Consider the following 24252-nt stretch of genomic DNA (forward strand, 5'->3'; position numbering starts at 1 on the left):
ATTCTTGACAATTCACCAGAGTTGTAACTATAATTGTTACACTAGCGAGTGGTCGTCACTATTTTTTTATAAGCAGTCGCAACTATCTCCATTACATCGTTATTCACTACTAAAAAATGAATCTAAAAGGAGTTATTATGATGAAAATAGCTGTTATTGGCGCAACTGGGCGTGCCGGAAGCCGAATTGTTGCGGAAGCGAAAGATCGTGGTCATGAAGTTACTGCGATCGTGAGAGATGCAACTAAAATTTCAAACGCCGATGGAATTAGCGTGCTAGTAAAGGATGTATTTGAGCTTGGTTCCGAACTGAACGCATTCGATGCAGTTGTAAATGCTTTCTCTGCCAGACAAGGTTTTGAGCATCAGCATGTTGAATTGATCAACCATTTGATTCGCATACTTAAGCAAAGCAACGATACGACCTTGTATAATGTCGGCGGTGCAGGCAGCTTGTTAGTCGATGAGAAAGGTACCAGGCTACTGGATACGCCCAAATTCCCGCCACTATTTTACCCGACGGCAAAAGCGCAAAGCGATCAACTGGATGCGCTTCGCGGCGAAAAAGAACTCAAATGGACTTATTTAAGTCCTGCGGCTCTCTTCGAACCTGGCGAAAAAACAGGCAAAGTTCAACTGGGACAAGATCATTTCATAATGAATGAACAGCATCAAAGCAAAATCAGTATGGAAGATTATGCAGCTGTTCTGCTCGATGAAATCGAAAATCCGCAATTTCTCAACCGCCGATTTACAGCCATCAATGTTTAAACTGTCTTTTCTAAAACTGCCCTCTAATCATCTTTCATGATAGAGGGCAGTTTTTTGCTCGTAGTACATGAATGGGCTGTCTTCCTTTTGATAGAATTGGTACAATAATCATGAAAGGGTTAGAGGTTTCGAATTTTGTTAACATAATAATATTTATGTTATTTTAATCACCTACATATTTTATGACATTAATCATAGGGGCTGGACAAGCATGAATATACTGAAACAAAAGGATCGCCTGGAGCTCGATAAGAAGCTCCCAGCAATGCCATGGTATATAGAAAAGTTTATCAGCTATAAGCTTCCCGATTTATCTCCTTCCTCCTTAGTGGAGTACATTCGCGATTATGAAACCTTCTTGAATTGGTTAATGGCCGAAGGATTATCACAAGCTCAGCTTATGCGGGAAGTGACATTGTTGGAGCTGGAAAAGCTTCATATGGACAGTATAGACGGCTTCCGCATGTACCTCTCCACATACAAAGCGGAACGAAACAGCAAAACCACAATATCCCGTAAACTGTCCTCCCTTCGTTCTTTATTTCATTATTTGAGCCAAATTGCAGAAGACGAGGAATTTTACCCGCTTCTCAAACGGAACGTAATGGCCAAGGTAACGATAAAACGGACGCATAAACCTAAGGATACTGCCGCAAAGCTAGAGGGCAAGCTGCTGCAAGAGGAAGAAATCACGGAATTCATGGCCTATATCAAACAGCATTACGGGACGGATGTGGCGACAAACAAACAAGCTTTATATGCATACGAGCTTAATAGGATAAGGGACGCCTGTATCATCAGCTTTATTCTTCATTCCGGCTTGCGTGTTTCAGAGCTTGTCAATTTAAACGTGGACGATATTGATTTGAAAAAAAAGCTCTCTTACGTTTATCGCAAAGGTAAAAATGACGATACGTTCAAGACCCCAGTGTACTTCCGGCAAGAGGCTGTTGAGGATTTGCAAGCATATTTAACGCTGCGAGACGTACGCTACAAGGCGCCAAAACGCGAGAAGGCACTGTTTCTGGCCATTGCCAACGGTAAAAATGAAGGCTCCCGCATGACGAAACGCGCCATTCAAGAAATGGTCATTAAATATGCGAAGCGATTCGGAAAACCTTATTTATCTGTACATAAGCTTAGGCACAGCTTCGCGACCGACTACTATTTGCGCAACGATATATATAAAACCCAAGAACAGCTTGGTCATGCTTCACCGGAAACGACGCAGATTTATGCCCATCTGACGGATAAAACGATGGCCAAAGCGATCGATCAAACAAAAAAAGAGGAAGCGCCGCAGTGATGCGGTTCTTCCTCTTTCACTTTCCTCAATTCATGTTCGTCTGCAGCATGACTGATTCCTGCATGGACAGCTGGGTATGGACCAAATTCGCATACAAACCGCCTAGCTTCATTAATTCCAAATGAGAGCCTTGCTCGGCAACCTCCCCGTTCTCAATAACAAGAATAAGATCAGCATCCTTGATCGTCGATAAACGGTGGGCAATAACGAATGCAGTTCTGCCTGCCAATAATTTCTGCAGAGCCTCTTGAATATGCTGCTCCGTCTCCGTATCTACGCTTGAAGTCGCTTCATCAAGAATGAGTATTCTTGGATCGGAGAGCAATACCCTGCCGAAAGCAAGCAATTGCCTTTGCCCAACAGAAAGCTTGGAACCGCGCTCTTCTAGCTCCGTTTGATAGCCGTCAGACAGCTTGCTCACGATTCGGTCAAGTCTGACGCTTTCTCCAGCACGCTGCAGCTCCTCATCGCTTGCCTCTTCGTTTCCATAACGCATATTGTCTTCCACGGTACCTGCGAATATGAACGAATCCTGCAGTACAATTCCCATCTGTTTCCTTAACGACTCAAGTGTTGCTTGCTTGACATCCATACCGTCTATAAGCACCGAGCCTTCGCTCGCATCATAAAAACGCATCAATAAATTAACGATGGTGCTCTTCCCGGCACCGGTTGGACCAACGAGGGCAACACGCTGCCCTGCTTTTACCTCAAATGAAACGTTTTTAAGTACGTCTGGTTTATTCTCCTCGTAGCGGAATGATACGTTTTTGAATGATACGTCGCCTCGCACTTGCGGTAATTCACGCGCCTTAACTTCATTTTTCACCTCTGGCTCCGTATCCAATATTTCAAAAATCCGCTCCGCGGAAGCCATTGCGGACAGAAGCTGGCTGTACACTTTGGACAACGCGCTAAGCGGTCCCCAGAAGCGCCATAAATAGTTGATGAACGCCATAATAAATCCAAGCGTGATCGCCCCGTCAATTACCCGCATCGCACCATACCAAACGACGATGCATGTTCCCAGCATGCCAATCATTTCAACTAAGGGGTATACGGTAGATTCCAATGTAATGGCACGCATAAAAGCTTGCTTATTACGAAGATTAATGCCATTAAATTTTTCATTGTTCTTCTGTTGGCGAGAAAATGCCTGAATGACGCGAATGCCTTGTATCGTCTCGTTCAAATTCCCGTTGATGGCTGACATCGTTGAGCGCGAACGCGACCATGAGCCTTCTATTTTGGGCCTCAGCTTCGAAACGATCAGGTACAGCAGTGGCATCATAATAAAGGAGAGCAGCGCAAGCTGCCAATCCATCCAAACGAGAATAATGACGATGCCAAGCAAATGAGTGAACTCCATGACCATCGTAATTAACCCGCCGTTAATCAACTCACCAATGGCATTCGTATCGTTCGTAATTCTGGACATGATCTTTCCGGCTGGTCTGCCGTCAAAAAAGCGAAACGACAAGGTTTGCAAATGATTGAACAGCTGCTGGCGCAGATCAAATAATATCCGTTGTCCCGTGAAATTGATCCATCTCGTATGCATCCAGCTTAGCAGCCAACCGATTAGCTTCACGCCAAACAGAACACCTGCCAATATATGAATAACGGTGAAGTCTTTCATGCCGATCCCTTTGTCGATGAGATAAGCAAGAATGATCGGTTCAGACAAGCTTAAAAGCATATTGATAAAAACAACAACAACCACAAGTGTCATTAGTTTGCGATAAGGCAGCAAATAGTGCAGCATGCGCTTCATGTATTTACCGTTAAACGGCTTCTCTTCCTGATCCTCATCAAGGTCCCACTCGGTTTGGCTCATGCTCCCACCTCTTTTCTATTGCTTCGCGAATTGGTTCTGTCTATCGAACAGCTGTCGGAAAAACCCGCTTCCTTCATTTAGCTCTCTATGCGTTCCCTCTTCGATTAATCTCCCGTTCTCAAGAACAAGAATACGGTCCGCATGCTGAATCGATGATAACCGCTGCGCGATAATGAACGTTGTACGTCCTTTCATAACACCGAGCAAAGCTTCATGGATGGCAGACTCGGTTGCTGTGTCTACGCTTGCCGTTGCTTCGTCCAGTACTAGGATCGGCGGGTTCATCAGTATGGCCCTTGCAAGAGCAACCCGCTGTCTTTGACCGCCGGATAAGCCTACCCCGCGTTCTCCGATGCGGGTATCGTAGCCATTTGGCATACTCTGAATAAAGCTGTGAATTTGCGCTTTTTGAGCGGCATTCTCGATCTGCTCCTGCGTCGCTTCCGGATATCCGTAAGCGATATTTTCCTTTATTGTCGCTGAGAAGAGAAAGGTTTCTTGCGGCACGATGCCAATGCTCCTGCGCAAGCCGTCCAGCTCATATTTCCTCACGTCTATCCCATCGATTTGTACGCTTCCGCTGGTCACGTCATAGTATCGAGACAGCAGGCCAATTAAACTGCTTTTTCCTGAACCCGTTGACCCAAGAACGCCAATGACTTCACCCTGCTTTACCTTGAACGACACCTGATCTAGTATCGGCTTATCCATCTCCTTGTCTTGATCTGCGAAATGAAAAACGACATGATCAAAAGTGACATGGCCTGACATATGCGTTGAATCATTTCCATTTGAGGGATTTTCGATATCGACCGGCGTATCAAGCACCTCAAATACGCGCGGAGCAGCCTTAATGGCCTGCTGTAAAATATTGATTTGCCAGCCAAGCATATTAAGCGGCCAAATAATACCCCATGTGTACCATTGAAACGCCATAAACGTCCCTATTGACATTTCGTCGCGCACTACAAAAACAGCACCGATCCAGATCATCAACACAAAAGTAAGGCCGCCATAAAAGTTCATTAATGGAAATGCTTTGGCTTCCAGGCTTGCGCGGTCCATATTGGTCTCAAAGTTTTGCTCATTTCGTTCAGCGAATTTCCGCTGCTCGACAGACTCTGTAGCGAATGCTTTTACTACACGGATACCGGAAATGTTTTCTTGAAGCGTCGTTGTTAAACGACCCATTTGCTCCCGAATTTTAGACCAAGCTGGTCCAACCCGGTGATTGAAACGGAATAAGACAAACAAGATAAACGGAATTGTAATCAAGCTGATAAGCGTGACTTTCCACTGCATCGTCATCATGAAGATGGTCGTTCCCACAAATGTAAGCATGCCTGTAATCAAATTCATGGCTCCGAAGCCGACAAAGTTTTTTACCGCTTCGATATCCCCGGTCATCCTGGACATGAGCTGGCCAGTCTGTGCACGGTCGAAGTATGAAAACGACAGGCGCTGCAAATGACCGTATAGCTCCTTCCGGAGCTTGAACACGACATTCTGTCCTACCAGCTCTTGCGAATAGCCTTGAACGAACATTCCTAAGCTCTTCAAAGCTTGGATACCAGCTAGCGCGAGCGTAAGACCAATTACGACAGACATGTCGCTCTTTTCGATTCCTTCATCAAAAATGCGTCCCAATATCCAAGGTGCTGCCAAATCAAAAAATGTGGCCAAAATCATGATTGCAATGGCAATAAATACCCATTTGGCATTCGGTCTGACATAAATCATAATTCTTAAAAGCGTTTTCATCAGACTAACCCTCCCTCAATTGGAAACAAAAAAAAGATCTCAAGCCAAAAATGGCTTGAGATCTCCGTATGACAGTGTGAAGCGGCAATTAGACAAGCTGCGCTAACACACTATTGAACGAAGGCTGGCCAGTAGGCATGTTTGTTTGACACTTTGGAATTTGATGCTATTCTGCTCATTAGCGTCAATCATTCCAGTCCAAATGTTAAACATACCCTAGCCCCCCTTTAGCTTCCGTGTTGATCATAACTTCCTAACCCATCCAAATCTTAACATCGAATTCCTGATTTGTGCAATAGGTCTTGCAAAAAAAAAATTAAAATCGATCCGACTCAATCGGCAAATCCAAATCGCTCGCGGAAATGCCTTCTTCAACGGCAAACTCAAAATCCTCAATATCGTAAATCTGGACAGGTACCTCCGCCTCGATTAACTTATCCTGAAACTCAAACTGGTCTGAAAGCAATGGAACATTAAACTTCAAGCTCGTGAGCAGCAGTTCTGTTTCAATTGGATCAAACAACTCGCCATAATGCGCGTTATCAACGGCGTGAACGACCGTAAATTGAATCGAATCATTAAGCAGAAGCGGAGAGCTTTCCCTCCATGGGACCTGCATCGCTTTTTCAATTTTTTTACGGTTGAGTGAATCTTCAAAAAAAGCGATCAGCTCATTAATTTTATTTTTCACATGCCCATCATCGTCAGGATCATCCATAACGGGTTCGGCACCATCTCTCATTTCGTACAGCTCAGCAATGGAAGAATAAGGAATGACATATTCAATGGGACGGCTTGGAACTAGAAGATGCCCATACGTTGCCAACAATACTGCCTCTATTACAAAACGTCTCCGCATGTGATCTCCTCCTATCTTCATTCGATTATACTATCATCATAGTAATTAACTTACTTATTATGAACGCTTCCACATTATTATACAATATTCGCATGCCTGTACAAGATAGCCATTCATCCAAATTTGCACAATATGTGTGCGGAGAAGTAAAATGATCGTTAAGCAGTCTATTAAATAGAAAGACAACAAGACTATTATGGGAGGTTTACATCGATGCAATACGAAGACGCCATTATCATCGGAGCAGGTCCGTGTGGATTGGCTGCGGCCATAGAGCTTGGACGCATAGGTTTAAATCCACTTATCATAGAGAAAAGAAATATCGTTCACTCCATTTCCCAATATCCAACTTACATGCATTTTTTCAGTTCGCCGGAAAAGCTTGAGATAGGCGAGATCCCCTTCACGACCGCCAATGACAAGCCCTCCAGGCTTGAAGCGCTGAACTATTACCGAACAGCAGCCCAGCGGAAGCAGCTCCGAGTAAAAGCATATGAGTCCATTACAGCGATTACACCTGACAATGATACTTTTATGCTGCATGGAGAAAATCGTTTTGGTGAGAAATCGCTCTATAATAGCCCCTATGTGATTATTGCGACAGGTTATTTTGACCATCCAAACGAACTAGGGATTCCAGGTGAAAAGCTTGAAAAGGTAAGCCACTTCTTCCGAGAATCCCATCCTTACGTGGGGATGAAGGTTGCAATCATTGGCGGCAGCAACTCGGCAATTGATGCAGCGCTGGAGCTCGAGCGCGTAGGAGCAGATGTAACGATCATCTATCGCGGTGAAGACTATTCTAAAAGCATTAAACCCTGGGTTAAGCCCGGGCTTCAAGCTAAGGTCACAAATGGCTCGATACGCATGTTGTTTCAATCTACCGTAACTGCTATCGACAATCAATCGATAACGATAAACGGACCTGAACGCGATATACGGATTGACAATGATTTTGTTCTAGCGCTGACCGGCTTTCACCCTGATCGCCAGTTCCTGAATGCCGCTGGCGTAACGATGGAGGAAGAAGGTTTCCCTACTTTCAATGAGGAAACAATGGAAACGAATGTTCCTGGCATATATTTGGCTGGGGTGGTGGCCTCCCGGCACGAAGCAAACGAAATATTTATAGAATCAGGAAGATACCATGGCTGTAAGATAGCCGAGCATATCAAAAGCCGCGTCCAGCAGTCAAAGAAAGGATTAGCCTTTCCATAAAAAAAGCGAACCAGCTGTCGTTGCTGGTTCGCTTTTTTTCCTAGCCGTTTTAACGAAAGTTGTTTTAGCAGACGACTCATCGCCGTTCGACTTCTTATTCTTTGCTGTTTTTAACGAATGGCTGCTTTAATCGGTCAACCAACTCGTCCTTTGCGCTTTTATCACCATACCGCACCTCTTCATACACTTCAACGAGCTGCTTCAATCCGCCTGCATCCAGCTTCCCTGCCTGCCACTCAGCCAGCTCCTCGGCCGTTTCCCTAGGTGTTAGATGCGCTTTTGCAACATATCCTTGCTGAGCACCCGCCCGTACATTACGAGCATACAAAAATCTGATTTTTTCCGCATTGGTGAACAGTTCGTCCCACTCCTCGGCAAAATTCCGTTTTTTCTGGAAACGTTTCTTCAGCTCGTTTCCGAGCTGTTCCCGCCAACTGTTTAATGACGTTAACTTTTCAACCTCATCGATGTAGCCACCATTATTGCCGCGATTTTCAGCTCCGCGCTCCTGCAGCTTGGCGATCACAAGACGTACCCACTTGATGACCTTTTTCGCAATAAAATAGATAAGGATGCAAGCAGCCGCAATGGCAAGCACGATCCCTACTATTTTGGCAATCTGCTCCAATAGCAGCATCCAATCGGAAGGAGGCTTAATCTCTTCGACGGGCATCTGTGGAGGTGCCGCGTCAGGCAGCTGCTCTGCTGGAGAAGTTTCCTCCTTCGGACGGTTAAGCCAGCTCATGATGAGATCAGCAATCTGATGAAAGAATCGCTCGATCGCTTGCTGGATTTGCCGGAACAAGGCGATGATGGCGATTAATAAGACAATGACAATCATCATGATCCTGTTTTGGCGCTTAAACGTAACCGTTGCCGAAGATTTGCCCATTTCGGAGGTCTCGCTATTCAGATGGCGCTCGTTCGCAAAGAAGAAAAAAAGGATAACGCAAACGATGCCGCAGACGATTAATAAACCGTTAAGAGGGATGAGCTTTTTGAAAACCATAAGCTTTAAAGGCTGTATGGCTACATACATGATTACGCCTACCAGCATTTGCGTATTGGGAAACGAAGCTGTCCAGCCTTTCAGCTGGCCGCTCATGCCTCTGAACACCATAATGGAAGAAAGGATTGCAGCTACCGAAAACGCAAGTATGACAGAATCTCCTCCTGATAATATAGCCAGCGAGCCATGCGCGCAGCCTATCGCAACAGCCAGCAAAAGTCTTGCTCCATAACGCATGCTTGCTCGTTTCTTAGTGGCCAAAGAGCCTGCAAGGTAACCTAATGGAAACGTCACTATCCAAAGCCATATCGTTGGTTCAGGCAAAAGATATACAGCAGCAATAAGTACGATTGGCAAATAGAATAATAATTCAACTATGCCTTGTCCTAAAAATTTAAAGGGATGGGACATCCTCACGCAGGCACCTCTTCCCGCTCGGCTGTAGATGCCGCTTGTTCGTCGTTCTTGCTTTCATGCATGGCTTGGTCGGTCAACAGCCAGATTGCAACCGCATTTCCATTATATCGGAGCCGGTCTGCTTGTAACTCAAGCTCTTCATTCCAATAAGCAGTAATCATCAGAACATCGCGTTCACTGTAGCCGCTCTGTGCTTCGCGCTCTATCAAATGATGGAATAGCTCTGTACGTTCAATTTCCAGCTTGGCCATGCCTTCGAAAATTCCGAGCAAATGCTCGTTTCCGCCTCTTGGCTCAATATGAATGCTCTCATTCGTTCCCATGACTGGCATGTTCGCTGCAAAGCCAACCTCCATGCCTTGACGGATAACGGCTTCTGCCGCGCCTGCAGCCCATTCGATGCCACGCTCGATAAGCAGGAGATCCGTCACGCTCCGCCACATTCCTTCGGCATCATCAACGTTTAAATAGACCATTAGCCTGCGGTCAGCCGTGAAATCATATTGATGCACTTGCAGATCGCCAGTCTTGGCGGTTGCTTTCCAATTGATTTGCTTAAAAGTATCGCCTGCTTGATAATGACGAACGCCCGCAATGATAAAAGGGTCATTAATAATCCAGCGGCTGACCGATTGGTCTCCTTGCCAGCTGTGGTAGGGCAGCTCATGGACAGGTACCTCTGCTGGCTTCGGATACACAAGAAGCTCGCCATGAAGCGCAATTTGCTCGGAAGTATGCGACATACCAAGCAGATCCCCCCCGGTGAGTGTAACCGTCTGAAGCTTATACCAGCCGCGCTTTGCGCACGTAATGCGGTGAGTTCGTCTAATCTTCGTATAAGGCGGAAGAGTGAAGAAGCTTTTATGATTCTGATAGAGCTGGCCGCTGCTTACCGTGAGATTTTCTTGCTGCTTGAAGTGCAGGTGCGTGGACAGCTGCGACTCGACTCGAAGCCACGGAACCGGAAGCCACTTCGCATTGGCCATCTCTTCAACCAATTCCACCTGTTCGCCGCTATAACTAGTCTTTGAAGTGAAGCGACGTTCATATTTCATATGACGCAGCACAAACCGTTGAAACAATCGGCTTTGCAATCCGAGAATGAATATGGCAGCTACGATAAACCAGAATAAAATCATCTAGCTCCGCCTATTGTGCCGCAACGCCGGCTTCCGCAGGCACCGCGGTCATACGAATAATATCGTCTATAATCAGGTCTGCTTGATTCACCCCACGCTGCATCCCGCGAATAGCCAAGCGATGTGCCAGAACGGGCTTGGCCATTGCTTTGATATCATCGGGCGTAACAAAGTCGCGTCCACGGAGAATCGCATGAACCTGAGAAGCTCGAAGCAGCGCCTGGCTACCCCTTGGGCTAACGCCAACCGCAACCTCATCCCTCTTGCGTGTGTGCTCCACGATTTGCAGCAAATAGTGGAGCACATCATCTGTTACCTTAACTGCGGAATAAGCTTGCTGCGCTTGTTGAATCAGGTCTATACCTGCTACGGGCCCCAGCTCAGCAAGCGGGTCATTCGACTTAAAGCGTTTAAGCAGCTGCAGGCCCTCCTCGGTAGTCGGATAACCCATTTTTATTTTGAACAAGAAACGGTCGAGCTGTGCTTCCGGCAACGGGAAGGTGCCTTGGTTTTCTATTGGATTCTGAGTGGCAATAACCATAAATGGACGCGAGAGCAGCTTCGTCTCCCCATCGATGCTAATTTGCCTCTCTTCCATACATTCAAGCAAGCTGGACTGCGTACGCGGCGTTGCCCGGTTGATTTCGTCAGCTAGGAGCAAATTCGTGAACAAGGGTCCGGCCCGGAATTCAAATTCACTAAGCTTTTGATTGTAGAAATGAATGCCGCTCAAATCGGAAGGCAGCAAATCGGGCGTAAATTGAATGCGTCTAAAAGTAAGATCAAGCGACTTAGATAGGGATTTGGCAAGCAGTGTTTTTCCTGTACCAGGAACGTCTTCCAGCAAAACATGTCCCGAGGTTATGAGTCCAATGAGCAGTAAATCGACAACGTCCTCTTTCCCGATGATTACACGCCCGATATTTATCTTCACCTGTTCAGCAAGTTGTTTGATCGCATTGAATGACATGGTTCAGCTCCCTTATTATGTTATAAATCCAGTGCGTTCGCGCTGCAGCTTCTGAAGCTCTCGCCAGCGAATCATGAGAATTCCTTCGTCTTGAAGCGTTTGTTTAATTGCAGGGTCACGGAACAACTCCAGCTCCATTCCCCTCTTTAACGGCTGCCCGTGAAAAGCATTCAGCTCCTCCGTAACCAATGACGGGTGTATAATCAGCTCGGTTACCCCAGCGTGCAGACTTCGCAATAGCTGCTGCATGCTGGCTTTCAACGAATCGAAATCTTCGCCGTCCTGCAGTTGAAAAGGGAGACCGACTAGATAATCTAAAATGACGACTCCTTTTGAATCTGCAAGCTGTGCAAGCTGCTTCGCCTGCTCGGCAAGCTCAGGTGGTGCGATCTGACCGTTCTCCTGAAGCAAATACCTTGGCAGCCGGAAGGGCAGTCCATAGGAAGCGCATACATCTAACACATCAGGCAGAAAATGCCGGCCAGTTGCGAGTCCGTACAAGCTGCCCATATGATTGTCAGCGTGCGATGGCTTCATCCCCATAGCCAAAGCCATTTCTATCTGAGCGATTAGCTCCGCCTGAACTTGCTGGGCATCTGCGTGCTGCTCAAAGGTTTTGCAATCTTTTGGGAAATAGTTTTCATTCGTTACTAAGGAATCCGTTGAGCCTTTGCGATTAACGGGACCCCACCGATACGAATCCCACTCGCTTGTAAGTGTGAAGTGGACGCCTACGTCCAGATGCGGATGCCTTGCGCTCCAAAGCGCTGCTTCTCTCGCCCAAGCACATGGCATCATCAGCGTAGCCGAGCTAACCGTTTCTTCCAGCAATAGCTGCTGAATGCCTTTGTTTGCAGAATGACATAAACCATAATCGTCTGCATTTACGAGCAGCAGCTTCTCATCCTCGCCATATCCGAGCGCCTTTGCCAAACTCATGTGATCCCATCCTCCCAATTTTCAGTGATCCATTTGCATCCGAATGCCGATTGGTCAACAATCTGGCAAAGGACATCATCTTTATCCAGCTGGTCTCTAAACCGAACCGCGAAGTGCAATGCAACATCCAGCAACCTAAGCTTCATTAATCGAGGCAAAAGCTGAAGCTCCTCCGCAGTTAACGGGCATATGCTCTTATAGCCATTGACAAGGAGCTGTATTTTCATTTTCAACTCAGCATCTTCCGGTTTGAGCAGGTCCACAATAATAACCGCAAGCTCCATAGCCCTAACATCCATGGTAGCAAATTCAAAATCGAGCACTCCGATTATGGCATTCTCCCGTGAAACGGTATTGTTGAAGACCAAATCACCATGGATCCATTGTTTGGGCCAGCCTTCGAGCTCAACGCACACTTCCTTAAGCAGGTTCCGCTCCCGCTGCAAGTACTCGAAGTTAATGCTTCTAGCACGTAACGCGTCTGATCGATCAGCCATCGAGAGAAATGCAGCTTCATCCATCGCTGCATATGTGTACTCGAGCTCGTAATAAGGGCTATAAAGCGGTAAGCGGTCAGGCTTGATCGATTCCAACGCATTGGCAAGCAGAGCCGCAATTTGTCCAAGCGCATAGACATGTTCGGGATTGGACGCTGTCGGTCTGTCTCCGTCTATATAATGAAACAATGCCGACAGCGTGCCATCCTCTGCTATGCTCAGCGTGTCTCCCCGCTTATTTCGAACAGGAACGGGAATTTGAAACGGAAGGGATTGCTGTGCAAGAGCCGATAGCACCTCTTGCTCCAGCCTCACGATTTCGACATCTTTATGGTTATTATAAATACGGAACGCGTATCGTTCATTGCCCGACAAAATAACCCGAGTCGTATTATTCATTCCGCTATCGCGCTGATTGACCTCATACGGCTCAGGGAAATGATATTCATTCAAGTAGACGGTAAAATTGATATCGTCATTCAAGCTGCTTATCCTCCTTGCTTTTCCTTCAACAGCTTCTCCAGCCGTGCACCAAGCTGCTCCTGCCAGCTTGCCGCAAGCTCCTTCACGACCAGCAGCTCGCGAATGCCTTGGATATCGTCTTTATTGCGGTACATGACGCGATTGGCTTCTGCTATCGTTTTCCTTGCCTGATGACGGCTGGCTACTGTGAATGTTGTGCCGGTTGCGATTTGTCCCTCTTTGAGCACTCGGAAATAACAGCCTGTATAGCCGTTCTTCAGAACGCGGGCCGGCAACTCAGGCAAGGAATGCCTTAATCCAAGCTTATAACATGGCTGTCTCGGCTGGCTTACTTGAAGAATGGTTTCTCCGGCATGGATAACGTCGCCAATGCACAAGTCATCCTCCGTCCAATCCGATAAGGTGAAATTTTCGCCGAATGCTCCGCTGGTAAACGATAGATCCGCCTCTTCTTTCCAGCTCGCAAACCTTCGCTCAAAATAAACACAGACCGCTTTGTCCGGGCCTCCATGATTAATCAAGTCCCCTTGACCATCGCCATTTAAGCCCGTGCTCGATAAATGATGCGCATTTGGCGATGGAACCTTATAGATCCCTGATTGAATTTGCTTGGAACCATGAGCGATGGCTGCGGGCTCGCCAACGTTTAGGGAAACGAGAGTAGCATTATCCGTTTGTTGCGACATTCCTGCTTGCCTCCTATGTTTTTCGTATTTGACTATTATAATCTTCATCGGCAGAAGTTGGCAAAGAGATATAATATGATTAATTATTTATATCATTAAATATAAGCTGAAATCGCTTTCGACAAGTCCTATGCCATTAGTCTACGGGCATGTCGAAAACCACTCTTTTGTGTAGCATCTTGCGTTAGCCCGGGAAATGATTTTTTGAATTGTCCGAATATTTCCTACAATGCAATCGTATCATTTCCCCCCATCCGTTGTACAATCCCCCTCGATAAATGGCAAGCGGAACCCGTCATCTATGCTCCAGTCTGAGCTAATACGAATCTAATATATTGCCGTACCATGAAAAACGAGTTCATGCTTCGCTTGGCAATGCGTAAGAAAACGGTTTTCAATGTGAAAAAAAAAACCTCTCATCAATGAAGATGAGAGGCTCCTTTAGCTCGTTATGATTAGGTAGTGGCTTTTCTTGAATATTGATCGCATAACTGCAGGACTACGTTTTTCAACTCAATAATATCAAACGGTTTTGTGAAGCATTGACTGACGCCAAGCGCTACCGCATCCTCCAGCTTCTCTGGCGAAGCATAAGCCGATATGAGAACAACCGGGACCTCTCTTGCGATTGATCTTATGCCTTGTAAAATCTCAATGCCGTCCATGTCTGGTAATTTTAAATCCAGCAATACGCAATCGATCGATTCAATCGAGCAGATGTCCAAAGCGACAACACCGGTTTCTGCTTCAAATACACGTATTCCTGACGCAGTGAACAATTCAGAGAGCATAAGGCGAATCGAGTACTGATCATCCACAATAAGCAAATTGGCGGTATGCCCATCCTTCATAGTGTGCACCTTCTTTTCAGAATCAACGACTGCTTTTGGTTTGTTTAAATGCGTAGAGATTGATACTGTCGGAGCGATTGCCTGCGGGGCAGACCTATGTTTGCTGTCGAGATGCTCCTTTTCTATTTTACGCTGCTGATAGAAAATAAACGAGACAGCGACAACCAGTGCAGCAGCAAATAGAATAAGAAAATAAGACAATTTCGTATCTCCTTGGAAGCTATGCTGCCGAACAGCAGCTTTGCAAATGTAGGCGTGCTAGAGCTCAATCATTTACAAGCATCGCCCCAAGCGGTCCATCTTCGTTAATAATGTCCTGTAATTCATATACTGAAATCGGAAAATAAATAAAACCATAAACATACGCGGAGAGTTCGTATAATTGAAAATAAATGACAAGTGATCTATCCGCTACGTAATAGTCTTGGTCGGGACGAATCGATTTGAAGGGCTCGAGCGTCTCGATATTTCTGGCCTTAATTTGAGCGCTGACGATTTTGCTAATGCGGCCCACATAATCGGAACCTGGCTTGAAAAGCTGGGATAACGTATACGTTTGACCTGTCGATTGTTTAAAAGTTAGCGAATGCTGCAAGGTCATGCCGTGCGCCCCGCCTGTAAAGGCGTAATTATACAAGGATAGGCTTAAGTAATCCTTCTGGTTGTTCTTCTGCTCGAAGTAGCCCAGCATCTGGGCGTTCGGATCGTCCAGATCTCCTTGGCTGTGAACCAGCTGCTGAACGGTTTGATGTATGGTATGATTTATTTTTTTGTCAGCAGCCTCGCTTTTACCACCGCTCACATAAGGAATGGACAGCTCTGCTTTTGGAAACTCTGCGTTCGCGGTTTGAATGACGACAGGGGATTGAAATGACATGTGAAAGACACCTTCCTATTCGGTAAGATGCTTCAGTTTATGCAGCTCACGGCTCATCTCATACCACGTAATCCCCCCATGCGTAGATGCAGAAACACCTTTCAGCTCGAATTGCTCTGCCATATAGAATGGAATAAGATGCTCTTCGCACATTAATATCACTTTTTCGATATGCTGCACCTCGCATTGTTCGATCAGCTTGCGCAGCAGTTTGGCTCCGATCCCTTGCCTTCTCTGGTTTTCATCGACTGCAACGGTAAGGACGCAGAAGTTTCTGCCGTCCCGTTCGTCAGCTTGATCGCCTTTCATTTCATCCCCGCATGAGGACTTACCCGTACGGATGCCATTTGTCATTCCGACTAATCGGTTGCCCAACCATGCTGTCCAAAAAAACGCAAGATAATGGTCAAACCGAAACTGAAAGCCTTCGAGCGAAGCTGCTGCCTCGGGCGAATAGCAGCGGCGTTCAAGCGTTATTGCTTCATCCAGCTCTTCTCTACTAATAAGACGCAGCTCGAGTTCGTTCACAGCAATGATTTCTCTCGTTCTGTCAGTCGTCTGCCGCTGACGTCAAGCACGAGCTTGCCGCCTTTCAGGCCAAGAATCCGGTCGGCAAAACGCTCTGCCCAATCCCCTTGATGCATAACAGCGATGACGATAACGCCCTGCTCTTTGCATAGCGCTTTCAAATCCGTCAGCACTTGATCCGCTGTATGCGGATCAAGACCCGATACGGGCTCATCAGCCGCAATAACCTTCGCGCCATGAACGAGCGCTCTTGCGATAGCCATCCGCTGGCGTTCGCCGCCGCTTAGCGTGCTCGCCTTCTGATGGGCTTTATCTATAAGTCCGCGTTTCTCGATCATATCCATAGCGCCCATGTAATCGTCGCTCCTTACCATGCCTGTCCACCTGCGCCAAGCCGGAGTTTGTGAAACCGAGCCAATGATTACATTCTTAAGAGCCGTCTTGTTGGGGAACAAGTATGGCTTCTCTTCCACATAAGCTACCTCTTGCTTCACTTTCATTTTTCCGGAAAAGCCTTGCTTGAAAATATCTTTGCCATCGAATTGGTACGTTCCTTCCGTCCATTTTTCTTGGAGAGCGAGGCAGCGAAGCAAGGTTGACTTGCCGCTTCCGCTATCTCCTTTTATCGCAATAAAATCGCCAGGATAAGCCTCAAAGCTAATGTCGTCCAGCACCTTAGGCCCGCCGGGAATTCGTCTAGATAGATTCTTTATTCTAATCATTTTCCGCTCTCCTTCTGTTTGCAGCAACTGCTTCTATGAATCTAGTTTACGTTAAACAAAAAACAGTTTCCATACGAACAAATGTTTGGTATAATAAAAACAAGAACAAACGTTCCATTGATCGTCGAATTCAACCATTTGGAGGAGGCCTGATCACCATGAATAACATCTGCGAAAATTTCCGTTATGTAGAGAATGAACGTACTGGACGCGACTTAACTTTTAAGTTTTACGCCGATGGACGGCTTATCATCATCGATAATGTTGCAGAGGAGGTGATCACTCCCAAGGACTTGAAAGGCGCAAGCAAAGATTTTTATGTTCGCAGGCGAATAGCTTTTATTAAAAATCAATTAAGAGCCTCGCAGCTCAAATATGCATAATGTTACGTAAGAGGAGAGCCGGGAATAACCCCTGCTCTCCTCTGCATGTTTATATTCGCTGCTTTTTCTATGGAAGCTGTTTGTTTATGCCATTAAGGCTTGGTGGACGCTTGGCGAATTTGTCAGTTTTAAGCTTGCCTGATTGCCCGCGCAAGCTGGAATGATTTTGGAAATTATCGCCCTTATTGTTTCTAATGTTGACCATCTCAATCACCTCCACGTATAGCATGCCTAATATACTGGATAATGATGTGATATCCGTACAACCTTTCCTCGTACATTGACTCCACCCCTCCACTTGCGGTAGATTGATCATACAGTTTCAAGTCCCGCAAAGGAGATCGCATATTATGAAACAACAAATTATGTTTGACCTCGACGATACACTCATTCACTGCAACAAATACTTCTATTTGGTCATTGACCAGTTCATCGATGCGATGACGACTTGGTTCGGTAGCTCACCGCTAGTATCAGCCCAAGCGATCCGTGATAAGCAGATGGAGATCGATATTGCAGGAGTTGCCGTGTTCGGCTTTAAGAGCGAGCATTTCCCGCAATCATTTGTCGACACGTACATTCATTTCTCCCATTTAACGGGTCGCAAGCGCTCAACCAATGAAGAGAATCTGTTATGGAAGCTTGGCTTAAGCGTGTATGAACATGATACAGAGCCGTATCCAAATATGGAGCAAACTTTGTTTTCATTGGCAGAAGCAGGACACGAGCTGCATTTGTATACGGGTGGCGAGCTGCCTATCCAACGCCGCAAGATTGAGAAAATGAATTTGGAGCGCTATTTTGAGTCGCGTATCTATATCCGCCGTCTCAAAAACAGCGATGCGCTCGAAAACATCCTATCTACCGGCGTATTTGACAGGAACAGCACTTGGATGGTCGGCAATTCGATTCGCACAGATGTCGTGCCCGCATTGACTGCAGGTATACACGCTATCCATATGCGCGCCATATCCGAATGGGAGTACAACGTCATTCAGATCGAGGTAGAGCCGAAAGGCGCTTTCTTGACATTGGATCACCTGAAGGATGTACCTGATGCGATTCATGGTTACGTGAACCGCTAACATTCACTCCTTATTCACATAAATAGACCCGGCTTGTTCTCATCGCGCAGGAGAACAAGCCGGGTCTTTGTTTGCGTGCATAGTATAGCGGGATTATTGCTCAATGGATAATTCGCCTGTTTCAAGATTGCGGATGACAATTCTGCCTTCAGCAGGCGTACCATCTGCTAGCTGAAGTTTAAGCTTCGTCGTCTTTCCTTTCTCGACGAGCGATTTTACCTGCGAATCCGTTAAGCTGCGGCCATAGCTCTCTTTCCATATGACGAATTTGCAGCCTTCTTTGTAATGGGAGCAGCCATAGCCCTTCCGTCCCATAAAGATGGAACCGCCGCAGCCAGGGCTCGGACAATTCGTGATCAATGTTATGGTACCAGGCGATGCGGCTGCAGCCGAAGTGCTTTTTCTGGCGGCTCCGGTGGCTTTAGGTTTCACGGCTCGAGTCTTGGTAGCTGCTGCCGATTTGCCGGAAGCCCCTCTTCCAGCGCTCGGAGCTTCACTTTCAAAAGATGTTTTAGCCGCGCGGGATTGGACACGAACTTTATCCACGATCATGGTTGCAAATTTTTTGACATTTTCCATGAATTGCCCGTCTGAAGCGGTTCCTCTCGATATTTCGTTCAATCGCCGCTCCCATAAACCAGTCATTTCAGGCGATGTCAACAGGTCTATGCCAGCACCGCGAATCAGCTCGATTGCGGTTCTCCCCTTTTGGGTAACTAGAATTTTCTTTCCTTGCATTTCGACATATCCGACATTTTTCAGCCGTTCAATGGTTGCTGCCCTCGTGGCCGGCGTGCCTAAGCCTGAGTCCTTCATTGCATCGCGAACATCCTCATCCTCGATCTGTTTGCCGGCGCTTTCCATCGCTTTAAGCAGTGTTCCTTCGGTATAGTGCTTGGGAGGCTGCGTATCTTTTTCCTTCACGATTGCATCCGAGCATACAATTCCTTCGTCTGCCACAATCGAGAACGGTTCGCTTACTTCAATTTCCTCTTCATCCGCATCGTCTTTATCCTTGCCTTTCGCGGACGGTTTTGCCTTTTCCTTCTTCTGATCGGCATAAATAACCTTCCAGCCTAAATGCAGAAGCTCTTTCACCGTCGTTTTAAAATGCTCGTTCTCGACCTCTGTCAACACGGTATGCACCTTATACTCGGCAGGCGGATAAAATTGAGATAGGAATCGTCTCACGATGAGATCGTACAGCTTCTGTTCATCCGGACTTAGCCCGTTCGCTTTGCGGTTCGTCGGCAATATCGCATGGTGATCCTCAACCTTGGTCGGGTTGCAAATAAATTTATTGCCTTTGTGCACCAATGATCGGTTTGCTCCTTTGACGAGGTCGTCATAGGCCGTGCCTTGAAGCGCATTAAGCGTTTTGTGCATCTCGGGTATGTTCTGCTCCGTCACATAGTTAGAGTTCGTTCTCGGATATGAAATAACTTTATGCTTCTCATAGAGCGCCTGAGCGGTATCAAGCGTCTTTTTGGCAGAAAATGCATATTTCCCGTTCGCTTCCCTCTGCAATAACGTAAGATCATACAGCTTGAACGGATATTCCTTTGTTTCTTTCACCTCGTAGGAAGCAACGCGTCCTTCCTTGCCCTTTACCTTTGCCGCAATCGCTTCGACTTTAGCTTGATCAGTTGCTCGCTCACCCTGCCACATTCCTTTATAGGACATTTCCGATTGTGCAAAATGACCCTCCAGCTCAAAAAACTTCAAAGAAGAGAATGCCTCGATCTGCTTCTGCCGATCATAAATAAGAGCAAGCACGGGGGTCTGGACGCGCCCAACAGACAGCAGAACATTGTGTTTTGTCGTAAAAGCGCGTGAGCCGTTCATGCCGATAAGCCAATCCGCTTCGCTTCTTGCCGTTGCCGCTCTTGTCAAATTTTCGTATTCTGCTCCTTCTTTGAGCTCGTCGAACCCTTTCCGAATCGTCTCAGGCGTCAGATCAGAGATCCATAGCCGCTTGACGGGTTGATTGAGCTTCAGATGCCGTTGGATCAAGGAAAATATATATTGTCCCTCGCGTCCCGCATCGCAAGAGTTAACCAAAAGATTACTCCGCTTCGCAAGATCGCCGATTACTTTAAGCTGGTCGATCGTTTTTTTATTCGGCACCAGCTTAAATTGCGTTGGAATAATCGGCAAATCATTTATGTTCCATTTTTTATATTTGTCATCGTACGCATCTGGCTCCGCTAATCCAATCAAATGGCCAATGGCCCACGTTATGATGTAGTGCTCGCCTTCTAAGTAGGAACGGTGATTTTTTGCTTTCGGATCGATTGCGGCTGCAATATTCCGCCCCATATCAGGCTTCTCCGCAATGATTAATGTCTTCAAAAGTGATTCGCTCCTTCATTACGCAATTCGCAAATCGAGTAGCCCGCTTATTCTAATTAAGCGTCTGTTCGCTCGACTCTGGATTTCCTCATAAACATTTTACAGACTTCCGTGTCAAAATGGAATCCTTTTATCCGAATCAGGAAGCAAAATGCATGAAACAAAATAATAACCCAACGGGACGTTAAGCCCCATCGGGTTATCATTAAAGCCATTAATAGTATAAGGGCAACTTCATTTTACTGTTTCTTCGGATCATCTAGATATGACAAAATCGAATAAAAAATAGCGCGAACGCCGTCAGACCATTTCGGGTCTTCCGCATATTTCCGATTGATCCATTTGAATGGATCGATCTCGTCTGGTCGATTCAAGCTTAAATGATACACGGTCCGTGCGGCAATTTCCGCTGATTGCTTAATATTTGTATTGAATTCCTGCCAGCTATGAAATACATTAAACGGGTTATTGGCAATTTCTTTATGCCGCTTATTGGATGTCGGCACAAAACTCTGCTCTTGGCCAGTAATTGCAAACAAAATAACGGGATGAATATCGAATGATTTAGCTGCTGTTATGATAGCTCCGAAATAAGGCTGCTCAGCCAGTATGGATGATTTGGACTTCAAATACTGGATCAGCCGCTTCTGATCGATCTCATTGTAACGAAGCTCGGCAGGCAATCCGTCAACCTCAAGCGGTATGGGCTTAGCCGGCAACACGGTAGCTGGCGGTTGCAGCATATTGATAGATGGTCTGTTCAATGACCAGCCATAGAGGAGCGTAGCTGTTATCAAGCAAAAAGACAGAAAAACATAAATGGCATTTCTCCAGCTTGTTGTGCTTGCTAAGCTTCTTCTCCAACCGGGATGAGGCATGCTGATCACTTGGGCTTGTCCCATTGGCGCTTTAGTTTTTCCTCCGACAATGCCTTCAGCATCCAGCCTTGCCTTCAGCTGAGCTAGAATGCCATTCTCAGCGTCTTTCATATGAGTAACCGATTGCTCTTCAGGAATTCGCAGCTCGTCCATTAGACGCTGCATGAGAGGCTTCTCACAGCTAATGGCAAGCTGCTGCTCCACCCAATCATGCAACGGGTCGTATACATCAGAGTCCGACCGATCAAGAGACATGCAAGCTTCAAAAATATCTTCCGCCCTCACTGGCCGCTGCTTCTCCAAAACAGATGTCCTTATTAACGTTTCCGTGACCGTTTGCCTCAATGCAAGATCGAATTGCGGCAACTGCTTATGTATGATGCGTTTGACTGCATCCGCAACGATTTCTGCGCGTTGGTCATGCGGCATCGCCGCATATTTGCGCTGAACGTAGCTTCGAATATTCCTAATATCGGTTGGTGACAGAATATAAGCTTCTTCTGCTGGCATGACGAATCGCCCCTTCACGTCATCTCACACCGATTTTACCACAACTTTCCTTACGATTGGGAACTTCCTCTGCTAATCTTTCCTGAATAATCCGCTTCATAATAAATCCAGCTATTTGAACCTATTTACACATACGGTGAATGGGTATTCGCAGTCACAGCCTTCGTCAAGCGGTACGATTTGAACGATGGTCTCCATAAGCATACAGACGACAAATGAGCTGAAATCAAGTCCATCGTCTGGAGCATCAACATCTGGCGCTAGTTGGAAATTCAAGGTTACATTGCAAACTGCTCATCTCTTTACTCAATATGAGCCTCGAATGAGCGGTATATAATCTCCGTAATTCGATCAAATTTATATTTAATCATATTAACAATCATTCGATGCTCTACAGGCTCAAATAGCAAGAAAAGCGCCCGAAGGCGCTCCACTTTTTGTCTCTGTATTTGGTTTCTTGCTGACTTTCGCTTACCTTATGGAAGCATCGAAGCACCCATCAAATATTTATCTACCTCGCGGGCAGCTTCACGACCTTCGTTAATAGCCCAAACGACCAAGCTTTGTCCACGGCGCATATCGCCTGCAGCAAAAACTTTATCCACGCTCGTTACGTATTTGCCGTATCTCGCTTTTACATTCGAACGTTTGTCCTGAGCAAGACCAAGCTGTTCAATAATTGGCGTTTCCGGACCTTCGAAGCCTACAGCGATAAATACGAGATCCGCTGGCCAAACTTTTTCGGTGCCTGGAATTTCACTATATATTTTGCGTCCAGTTTCATCGACTGTACGCTCAATTTGAACGGTGTGAAGCTCCTTCAAGTTGCCATTGCCATCTCCTACGAACTTCTTCGTAAGAACGGAGAATGCACGCGGGTCTTCGCCGAATAGAGCTTTCGCTTCTTCATGCGCATAATCAAGCGTGTAGACATTCGGGAATTGCGGCCATGGATTATTGATGCTGTCACGCTCTAGAGGTGCTTTGGCATGCGTACCGAATTGTGTAACGGATTTGCAGCCATGGCGCAGTGCGGTAGCAACGCAGTCAGAACCCGTATCGCCGCCGCCGATTACAATAACATTTTTGTCTTTCGCCGAAATATAATTGCCGTCTTCCAAGTTGGAATCCAGATAGCTTTTAATTGTACCGTTCAAATAATCCATTGCCATATGAACGCCGTTCAAATCGCGGCCTTCCATTTGTACGTCGCGTGCTCTTGTTGAACCGCCGCAAAGCACAACAGCGTCGAAGTTCTCAACAAGCTCATTCGCCGTAATGTCTTTCCCGATCTCGGTATTCGTAACGAACTCTATGCCTTCAGCTTCCATCAAATCTACGCGGCGCTGTACGACATGCTTCTCTAGCTTCATTGTCGGAATGCCATAAGTGAGCAATCCGCCAATGCGATCTGCGCGTTCATAGACGGTAACGGTGTGTCCCGCTTTGTTAAGCTGGGCAGCGGTTGCCATGCCGGCAGGTCCGGAACCTACAACTGCAACGCGTTTGCCTGTGCGAACTTTAGGAGGCTGAGGAACAACCCAACCCTCATCAAAACCGCGGTCAATAATCGCTTGCTCAATCGTCTTGATCGTTACAGCATCGCCGATCAAGCCAACCGTACATGAACCTTCGCACGGAGCTGGGCACACACGGCCGGTAAACTCAGGGAAGTTATTCGTTTTATGCAGACGGTCAAGCGCTTCGCGCCACAACCCACGATAAATCAGGTTATTCCATTCAGGAATCAAGTTGTTCACCGGACAACCCGAAACAGAGCCTGCGAGCTCAATGCCTGTATGGCAATAAGGTGTGCCGCAGTCCATGCAGCGAGCTCCCTGCGTCTTAAGCTGTTCATCCGAAAAATGCTTATGAAACTCTTGCCAGTCCTTAATACGCTCCAGCGGGTCGCGATCGGCCGGCAGTTCGCGTTGATATTCCATAAAACCAGTAGGTGTAGACATGATCGCATTTCCTCCATCCATATTTCCCGTTAACCAATGCTACGATTCTCTTCAAACTATATCGGGAATCCATCAAATATTCAATAACAAACTTTCTTAAAAACGAATATTTTGTCTAAAGCACTCGATTACTATTTTACAATATCCTAGCATTCATGTGTTCAGATCGTTAATGGATTATACGTACAATCATTTGCACTTTATGACATAT

At 46.4% G+C, this 24252-nt stretch carries 22 protein-coding genes; 5 read left to right on the top strand and 17 right to left on the bottom strand.

Annotation, left to right across the window (positions count from 1 at the left end; translation table 11 throughout):
• Positions 1–140: 140 nt before the first annotated feature.
• A complete protein-coding gene (locus FHS16_RS08030) occupies positions 141–770 on the top strand; it encodes an NAD(P)-dependent oxidoreductase (protein WP_183561360.1) in 630 nt (209 codons plus the stop codon).
• A 211-nt stretch (positions 771–981) separates the two neighbouring features.
• Positions 982–2076, top strand: coding sequence for a tyrosine recombinase XerS (xerS, locus tag FHS16_RS08035; protein ID WP_183560737.1), 1095 nt, complete (start codon positions 982–984; stop codon positions 2074–2076).
• A 25-nt stretch (positions 2077–2101) separates the two neighbouring features.
• On the opposite strand, the gene FHS16_RS08040 is transcribed toward xerS, so the two are convergent.
• The 3 genes from FHS16_RS08040 to FHS16_RS08050 form a co-directional block, all read right to left on the bottom strand.
• Positions 2102–3913, bottom strand: coding sequence for an ABC transporter ATP-binding protein (locus FHS16_RS08040; RefSeq protein WP_183560739.1), 1812 nt, complete (start codon positions 3911–3913; stop codon positions 2102–2104).
• A gap of 15 nt (positions 3914–3928) precedes the next feature.
• Positions 3929–5674, bottom strand: a complete 1746-nt coding sequence (locus FHS16_RS08045; protein ID WP_183560741.1) for an ABC transporter ATP-binding protein — start codon at positions 5672–5674, stop codon at positions 3929–3931.
• A gap of 316 nt (positions 5675–5990) precedes the next feature.
• Positions 5991–6533, bottom strand: coding sequence for an ADP-heptose synthase (locus FHS16_RS08050; RefSeq protein ID WP_183560743.1), 543 nt, complete (start codon positions 6531–6533; stop codon positions 5991–5993).
• Positions 6534–6746: 213 nt separating this feature from the next.
• Here FHS16_RS08050 and FHS16_RS08055 point away from each other — a divergent pair, with 213 nt between their 5' ends.
• Entirely contained in the window at positions 6747–7751 is a 1005-nt protein-coding gene (locus FHS16_RS08055; protein WP_183560745.1) for a YpdA family putative bacillithiol disulfide reductase, read from the top strand.
• Positions 7752–7845: 94 nt separating this feature from the next.
• Here FHS16_RS08055 and FHS16_RS08060 read toward each other — a convergent pair whose 3' ends face one another.
• The 10 genes from FHS16_RS08060 to FHS16_RS08105 form a co-directional block, all read right to left on the bottom strand.
• The gene (locus tag FHS16_RS08060; protein WP_246431681.1) at positions 7846–9171 is read right to left on the bottom strand and encodes a DUF4129 domain-containing protein; all 1326 of its coding nucleotides are present in this window, start codon (positions 9169–9171) and stop codon (positions 7846–7848) included.
• A gap of 2 nt (positions 9172–9173) precedes the next feature.
• Positions 9174–10316 (bottom strand): DUF58 domain-containing protein, encoded by a 1143-nt coding sequence (locus tag FHS16_RS08065; protein ID WP_183560749.1) that lies wholly within the window; start codon positions 10314–10316, stop codon positions 9174–9176.
• Positions 10317–10326: 10 nt separating this feature from the next.
• Positions 10327–11286, bottom strand: a complete 960-nt coding sequence (locus tag FHS16_RS08070) for an AAA family ATPase (protein ID WP_183560751.1) — start codon at positions 11284–11286, stop codon at positions 10327–10329.
• Between the two features lie 15 nt (positions 11287–11301).
• Positions 11302–12225, bottom strand: a complete 924-nt coding sequence (locus tag FHS16_RS08075) for a polysaccharide deacetylase family protein (RefSeq protein ID WP_183560753.1) — start codon at positions 12223–12225, stop codon at positions 11302–11304.
• Complete coding sequence (locus tag FHS16_RS08080; protein WP_183560755.1) at positions 12222–13205, bottom strand: phosphotransferase; 984 nt, start codon at positions 13203–13205, stop codon at positions 12222–12224. Before FHS16_RS08080 ends, FHS16_RS08075 begins: the two co-directional genes overlap by 4 nt.
• Before the next feature lie 5 nt (positions 13206–13210).
• Positions 13211–13891 (bottom strand): MOSC domain-containing protein, encoded by a 681-nt coding sequence (locus FHS16_RS08085; RefSeq protein WP_183560757.1) that lies wholly within the window; start codon positions 13889–13891, stop codon positions 13211–13213.
• A 455-nt stretch (positions 13892–14346) separates the two neighbouring features.
• A complete protein-coding gene (locus FHS16_RS08090) occupies positions 14347–14943 on the bottom strand; it encodes a response regulator (RefSeq protein WP_183560759.1) in 597 nt (198 codons plus the stop codon).
• Between the two features lie 64 nt (positions 14944–15007).
• Positions 15008–15619 carry a DUF3298 and DUF4163 domain-containing protein gene (locus FHS16_RS08095; RefSeq protein WP_183560761.1) on the bottom strand — a complete coding sequence of 204 codons (612 nt, stop codon included), beginning with the start codon at positions 15617–15619 and terminating at the stop codon, positions 15008–15010.
• 15 nt (positions 15620–15634) lie between these two features.
• A complete protein-coding gene (locus tag FHS16_RS08100; protein ID WP_183560763.1) occupies positions 15635–16147 on the bottom strand; it encodes a GNAT family N-acetyltransferase in 513 nt (170 codons plus the stop codon).
• Positions 16144–16869 (bottom strand): phosphonate ABC transporter ATP-binding protein, encoded by a 726-nt coding sequence (locus tag FHS16_RS08105; RefSeq protein WP_183560765.1) that lies wholly within the window; start codon positions 16867–16869, stop codon positions 16144–16146. The genes FHS16_RS08100 and FHS16_RS08105 overlap by 4 nt, the downstream gene beginning before the upstream one ends.
• Positions 16870–17027: 158 nt before the next feature.
• On the opposite strand from FHS16_RS08105, the gene FHS16_RS08110 reads away from it, so the two are divergent.
• Positions 17028–17252, top strand: coding sequence for a hypothetical protein (locus FHS16_RS08110; RefSeq protein WP_183560767.1), 225 nt, complete (start codon positions 17028–17030; stop codon positions 17250–17252).
• Positions 17253–17319: 67 nt separating this feature from the next.
• Here FHS16_RS08110 and FHS16_RS08115 read toward each other — a convergent pair whose 3' ends face one another.
• Positions 17320–17457, bottom strand: a complete 138-nt coding sequence (locus FHS16_RS08115; RefSeq protein WP_183560770.1) for a hypothetical protein — start codon at positions 17455–17457, stop codon at positions 17320–17322.
• 145 nt (positions 17458–17602) lie between these two features.
• Here FHS16_RS08115 and FHS16_RS08120 point away from each other — a divergent pair, with 145 nt between their 5' ends.
• Complete coding sequence (locus FHS16_RS08120) at positions 17603–18337, top strand: HAD family hydrolase (protein WP_183560772.1); 735 nt, start codon at positions 17603–17605, stop codon at positions 18335–18337.
• Between the two features lie 93 nt (positions 18338–18430).
• Here the strand turns inward: FHS16_RS08120 and FHS16_RS08125 are convergent, their stop codons facing one another.
• From FHS16_RS08125 to FHS16_RS08135, 3 genes are all read right to left on the bottom strand, one after another.
• On the bottom strand, positions 18431–20689 hold the full coding sequence (locus FHS16_RS08125) for a type IA DNA topoisomerase (RefSeq protein WP_183560774.1): 2259 nt from the start codon (positions 20687–20689) through the stop codon (positions 18431–18433).
• Positions 20690–20928: 239 nt separating this feature from the next.
• The gene (locus tag FHS16_RS08130) at positions 20929–22077 is read right to left on the bottom strand and encodes a hypothetical protein (protein WP_183560776.1); all 1149 of its coding nucleotides are present in this window, start codon (positions 22075–22077) and stop codon (positions 20929–20931) included.
• A gap of 476 nt (positions 22078–22553) precedes the next feature.
• On the bottom strand, positions 22554–24041 hold the full coding sequence (locus tag FHS16_RS08135; protein ID WP_183560778.1) for a glutamate synthase subunit beta: 1488 nt from the start codon (positions 24039–24041) through the stop codon (positions 22554–22556).
• Positions 24042–24252 lie beyond the last annotated feature (211 nt).

The organism is Paenibacillus endophyticus (assembly GCF_014192395.1).
GTDB classification, from domain to species: Bacteria; Bacillota; Bacilli; order Paenibacillales; family Paenibacillaceae; genus Pristimantibacillus; species Pristimantibacillus endophyticus.

Coding starts and splice junctions, on each gene's coding strand:
- xerS (WP_183560737.1), top strand. CDS start 982: ATGAATATACTGAAACAAAAGGATCGCCTGGAGCTCGATAAGAAGCTC.
- FHS16_RS08110 (WP_183560767.1), top strand. CDS start 17,028: ATGAATAACATCTGCGAAAATTTCCGTTATGTAGAGAATGAACGTACT.
- FHS16_RS08040 (WP_183560739.1), bottom strand. CDS start 3,913: ATGAGCCAAACCGAGTGGGACCTTGATGAGGATCAGGAAGAGAAGCCG.
- FHS16_RS08120 (WP_183560772.1), top strand. CDS start 17,603: ATGAAACAACAAATTATGTTTGACCTCGACGATACACTCATTCACTGC.
- FHS16_RS08115 (WP_183560770.1), bottom strand. CDS start 17,457: ATGGTCAACATTAGAAACAATAAGGGCGATAATTTCCAAAATCATTCC.
- FHS16_RS08055 (WP_183560745.1), top strand. CDS start 6,747: ATGCAATACGAAGACGCCATTATCATCGGAGCAGGTCCGTGTGGATTG.
- FHS16_RS08105 (WP_183560765.1), bottom strand. CDS start 16,869: ATGATTAGAATAAAGAATCTATCTAGACGAATTCCCGGCGGGCCTAAG.
- FHS16_RS08070 (WP_183560751.1), bottom strand. CDS start 11,286: ATGTCATTCAATGCGATCAAACAACTTGCTGAACAGGTGAAGATAAAT.
- FHS16_RS08030 (WP_183561360.1), top strand. CDS start 141: ATGAAAATAGCTGTTATTGGCGCAACTGGGCGTGCCGGAAGCCGAATT.
- FHS16_RS08060 (WP_246431681.1), bottom strand. CDS start 9,171: ATGTCCCATCCCTTTAAATTTTTAGGACAAGGCATAGTTGAATTATTA.
- FHS16_RS08050 (WP_183560743.1), bottom strand. CDS start 6,533: ATGCGGAGACGTTTTGTAATAGAGGCAGTATTGTTGGCAACGTATGGG.
- FHS16_RS08085 (WP_183560757.1), bottom strand. CDS start 13,891: ATGTCGCAACAAACGGATAATGCTACTCTCGTTTCCCTAAACGTTGGC.
- FHS16_RS08130 (WP_183560776.1), bottom strand. CDS start 22,077: ATGCCAGCAGAAGAAGCTTATATTCTGTCACCAACCGATATTAGGAAT.
- FHS16_RS08135 (WP_183560778.1), bottom strand. CDS start 24,041: ATGTCTACACCTACTGGTTTTATGGAATATCAACGCGAACTGCCGGCC.
- FHS16_RS08075 (WP_183560753.1), bottom strand. CDS start 12,225: ATGAGTTTGGCAAAGGCGCTCGGATATGGCGAGGATGAGAAGCTGCTG.
- FHS16_RS08065 (WP_183560749.1), bottom strand. CDS start 10,316: ATGATTTTATTCTGGTTTATCGTAGCTGCCATATTCATTCTCGGATTG.
- FHS16_RS08095 (WP_183560761.1), bottom strand. CDS start 15,619: ATGTCATTTCAATCCCCTGTCGTCATTCAAACCGCGAACGCAGAGTTT.
- FHS16_RS08045 (WP_183560741.1), bottom strand. CDS start 5,674: ATGAAAACGCTTTTAAGAATTATGATTTATGTCAGACCGAATGCCAAA.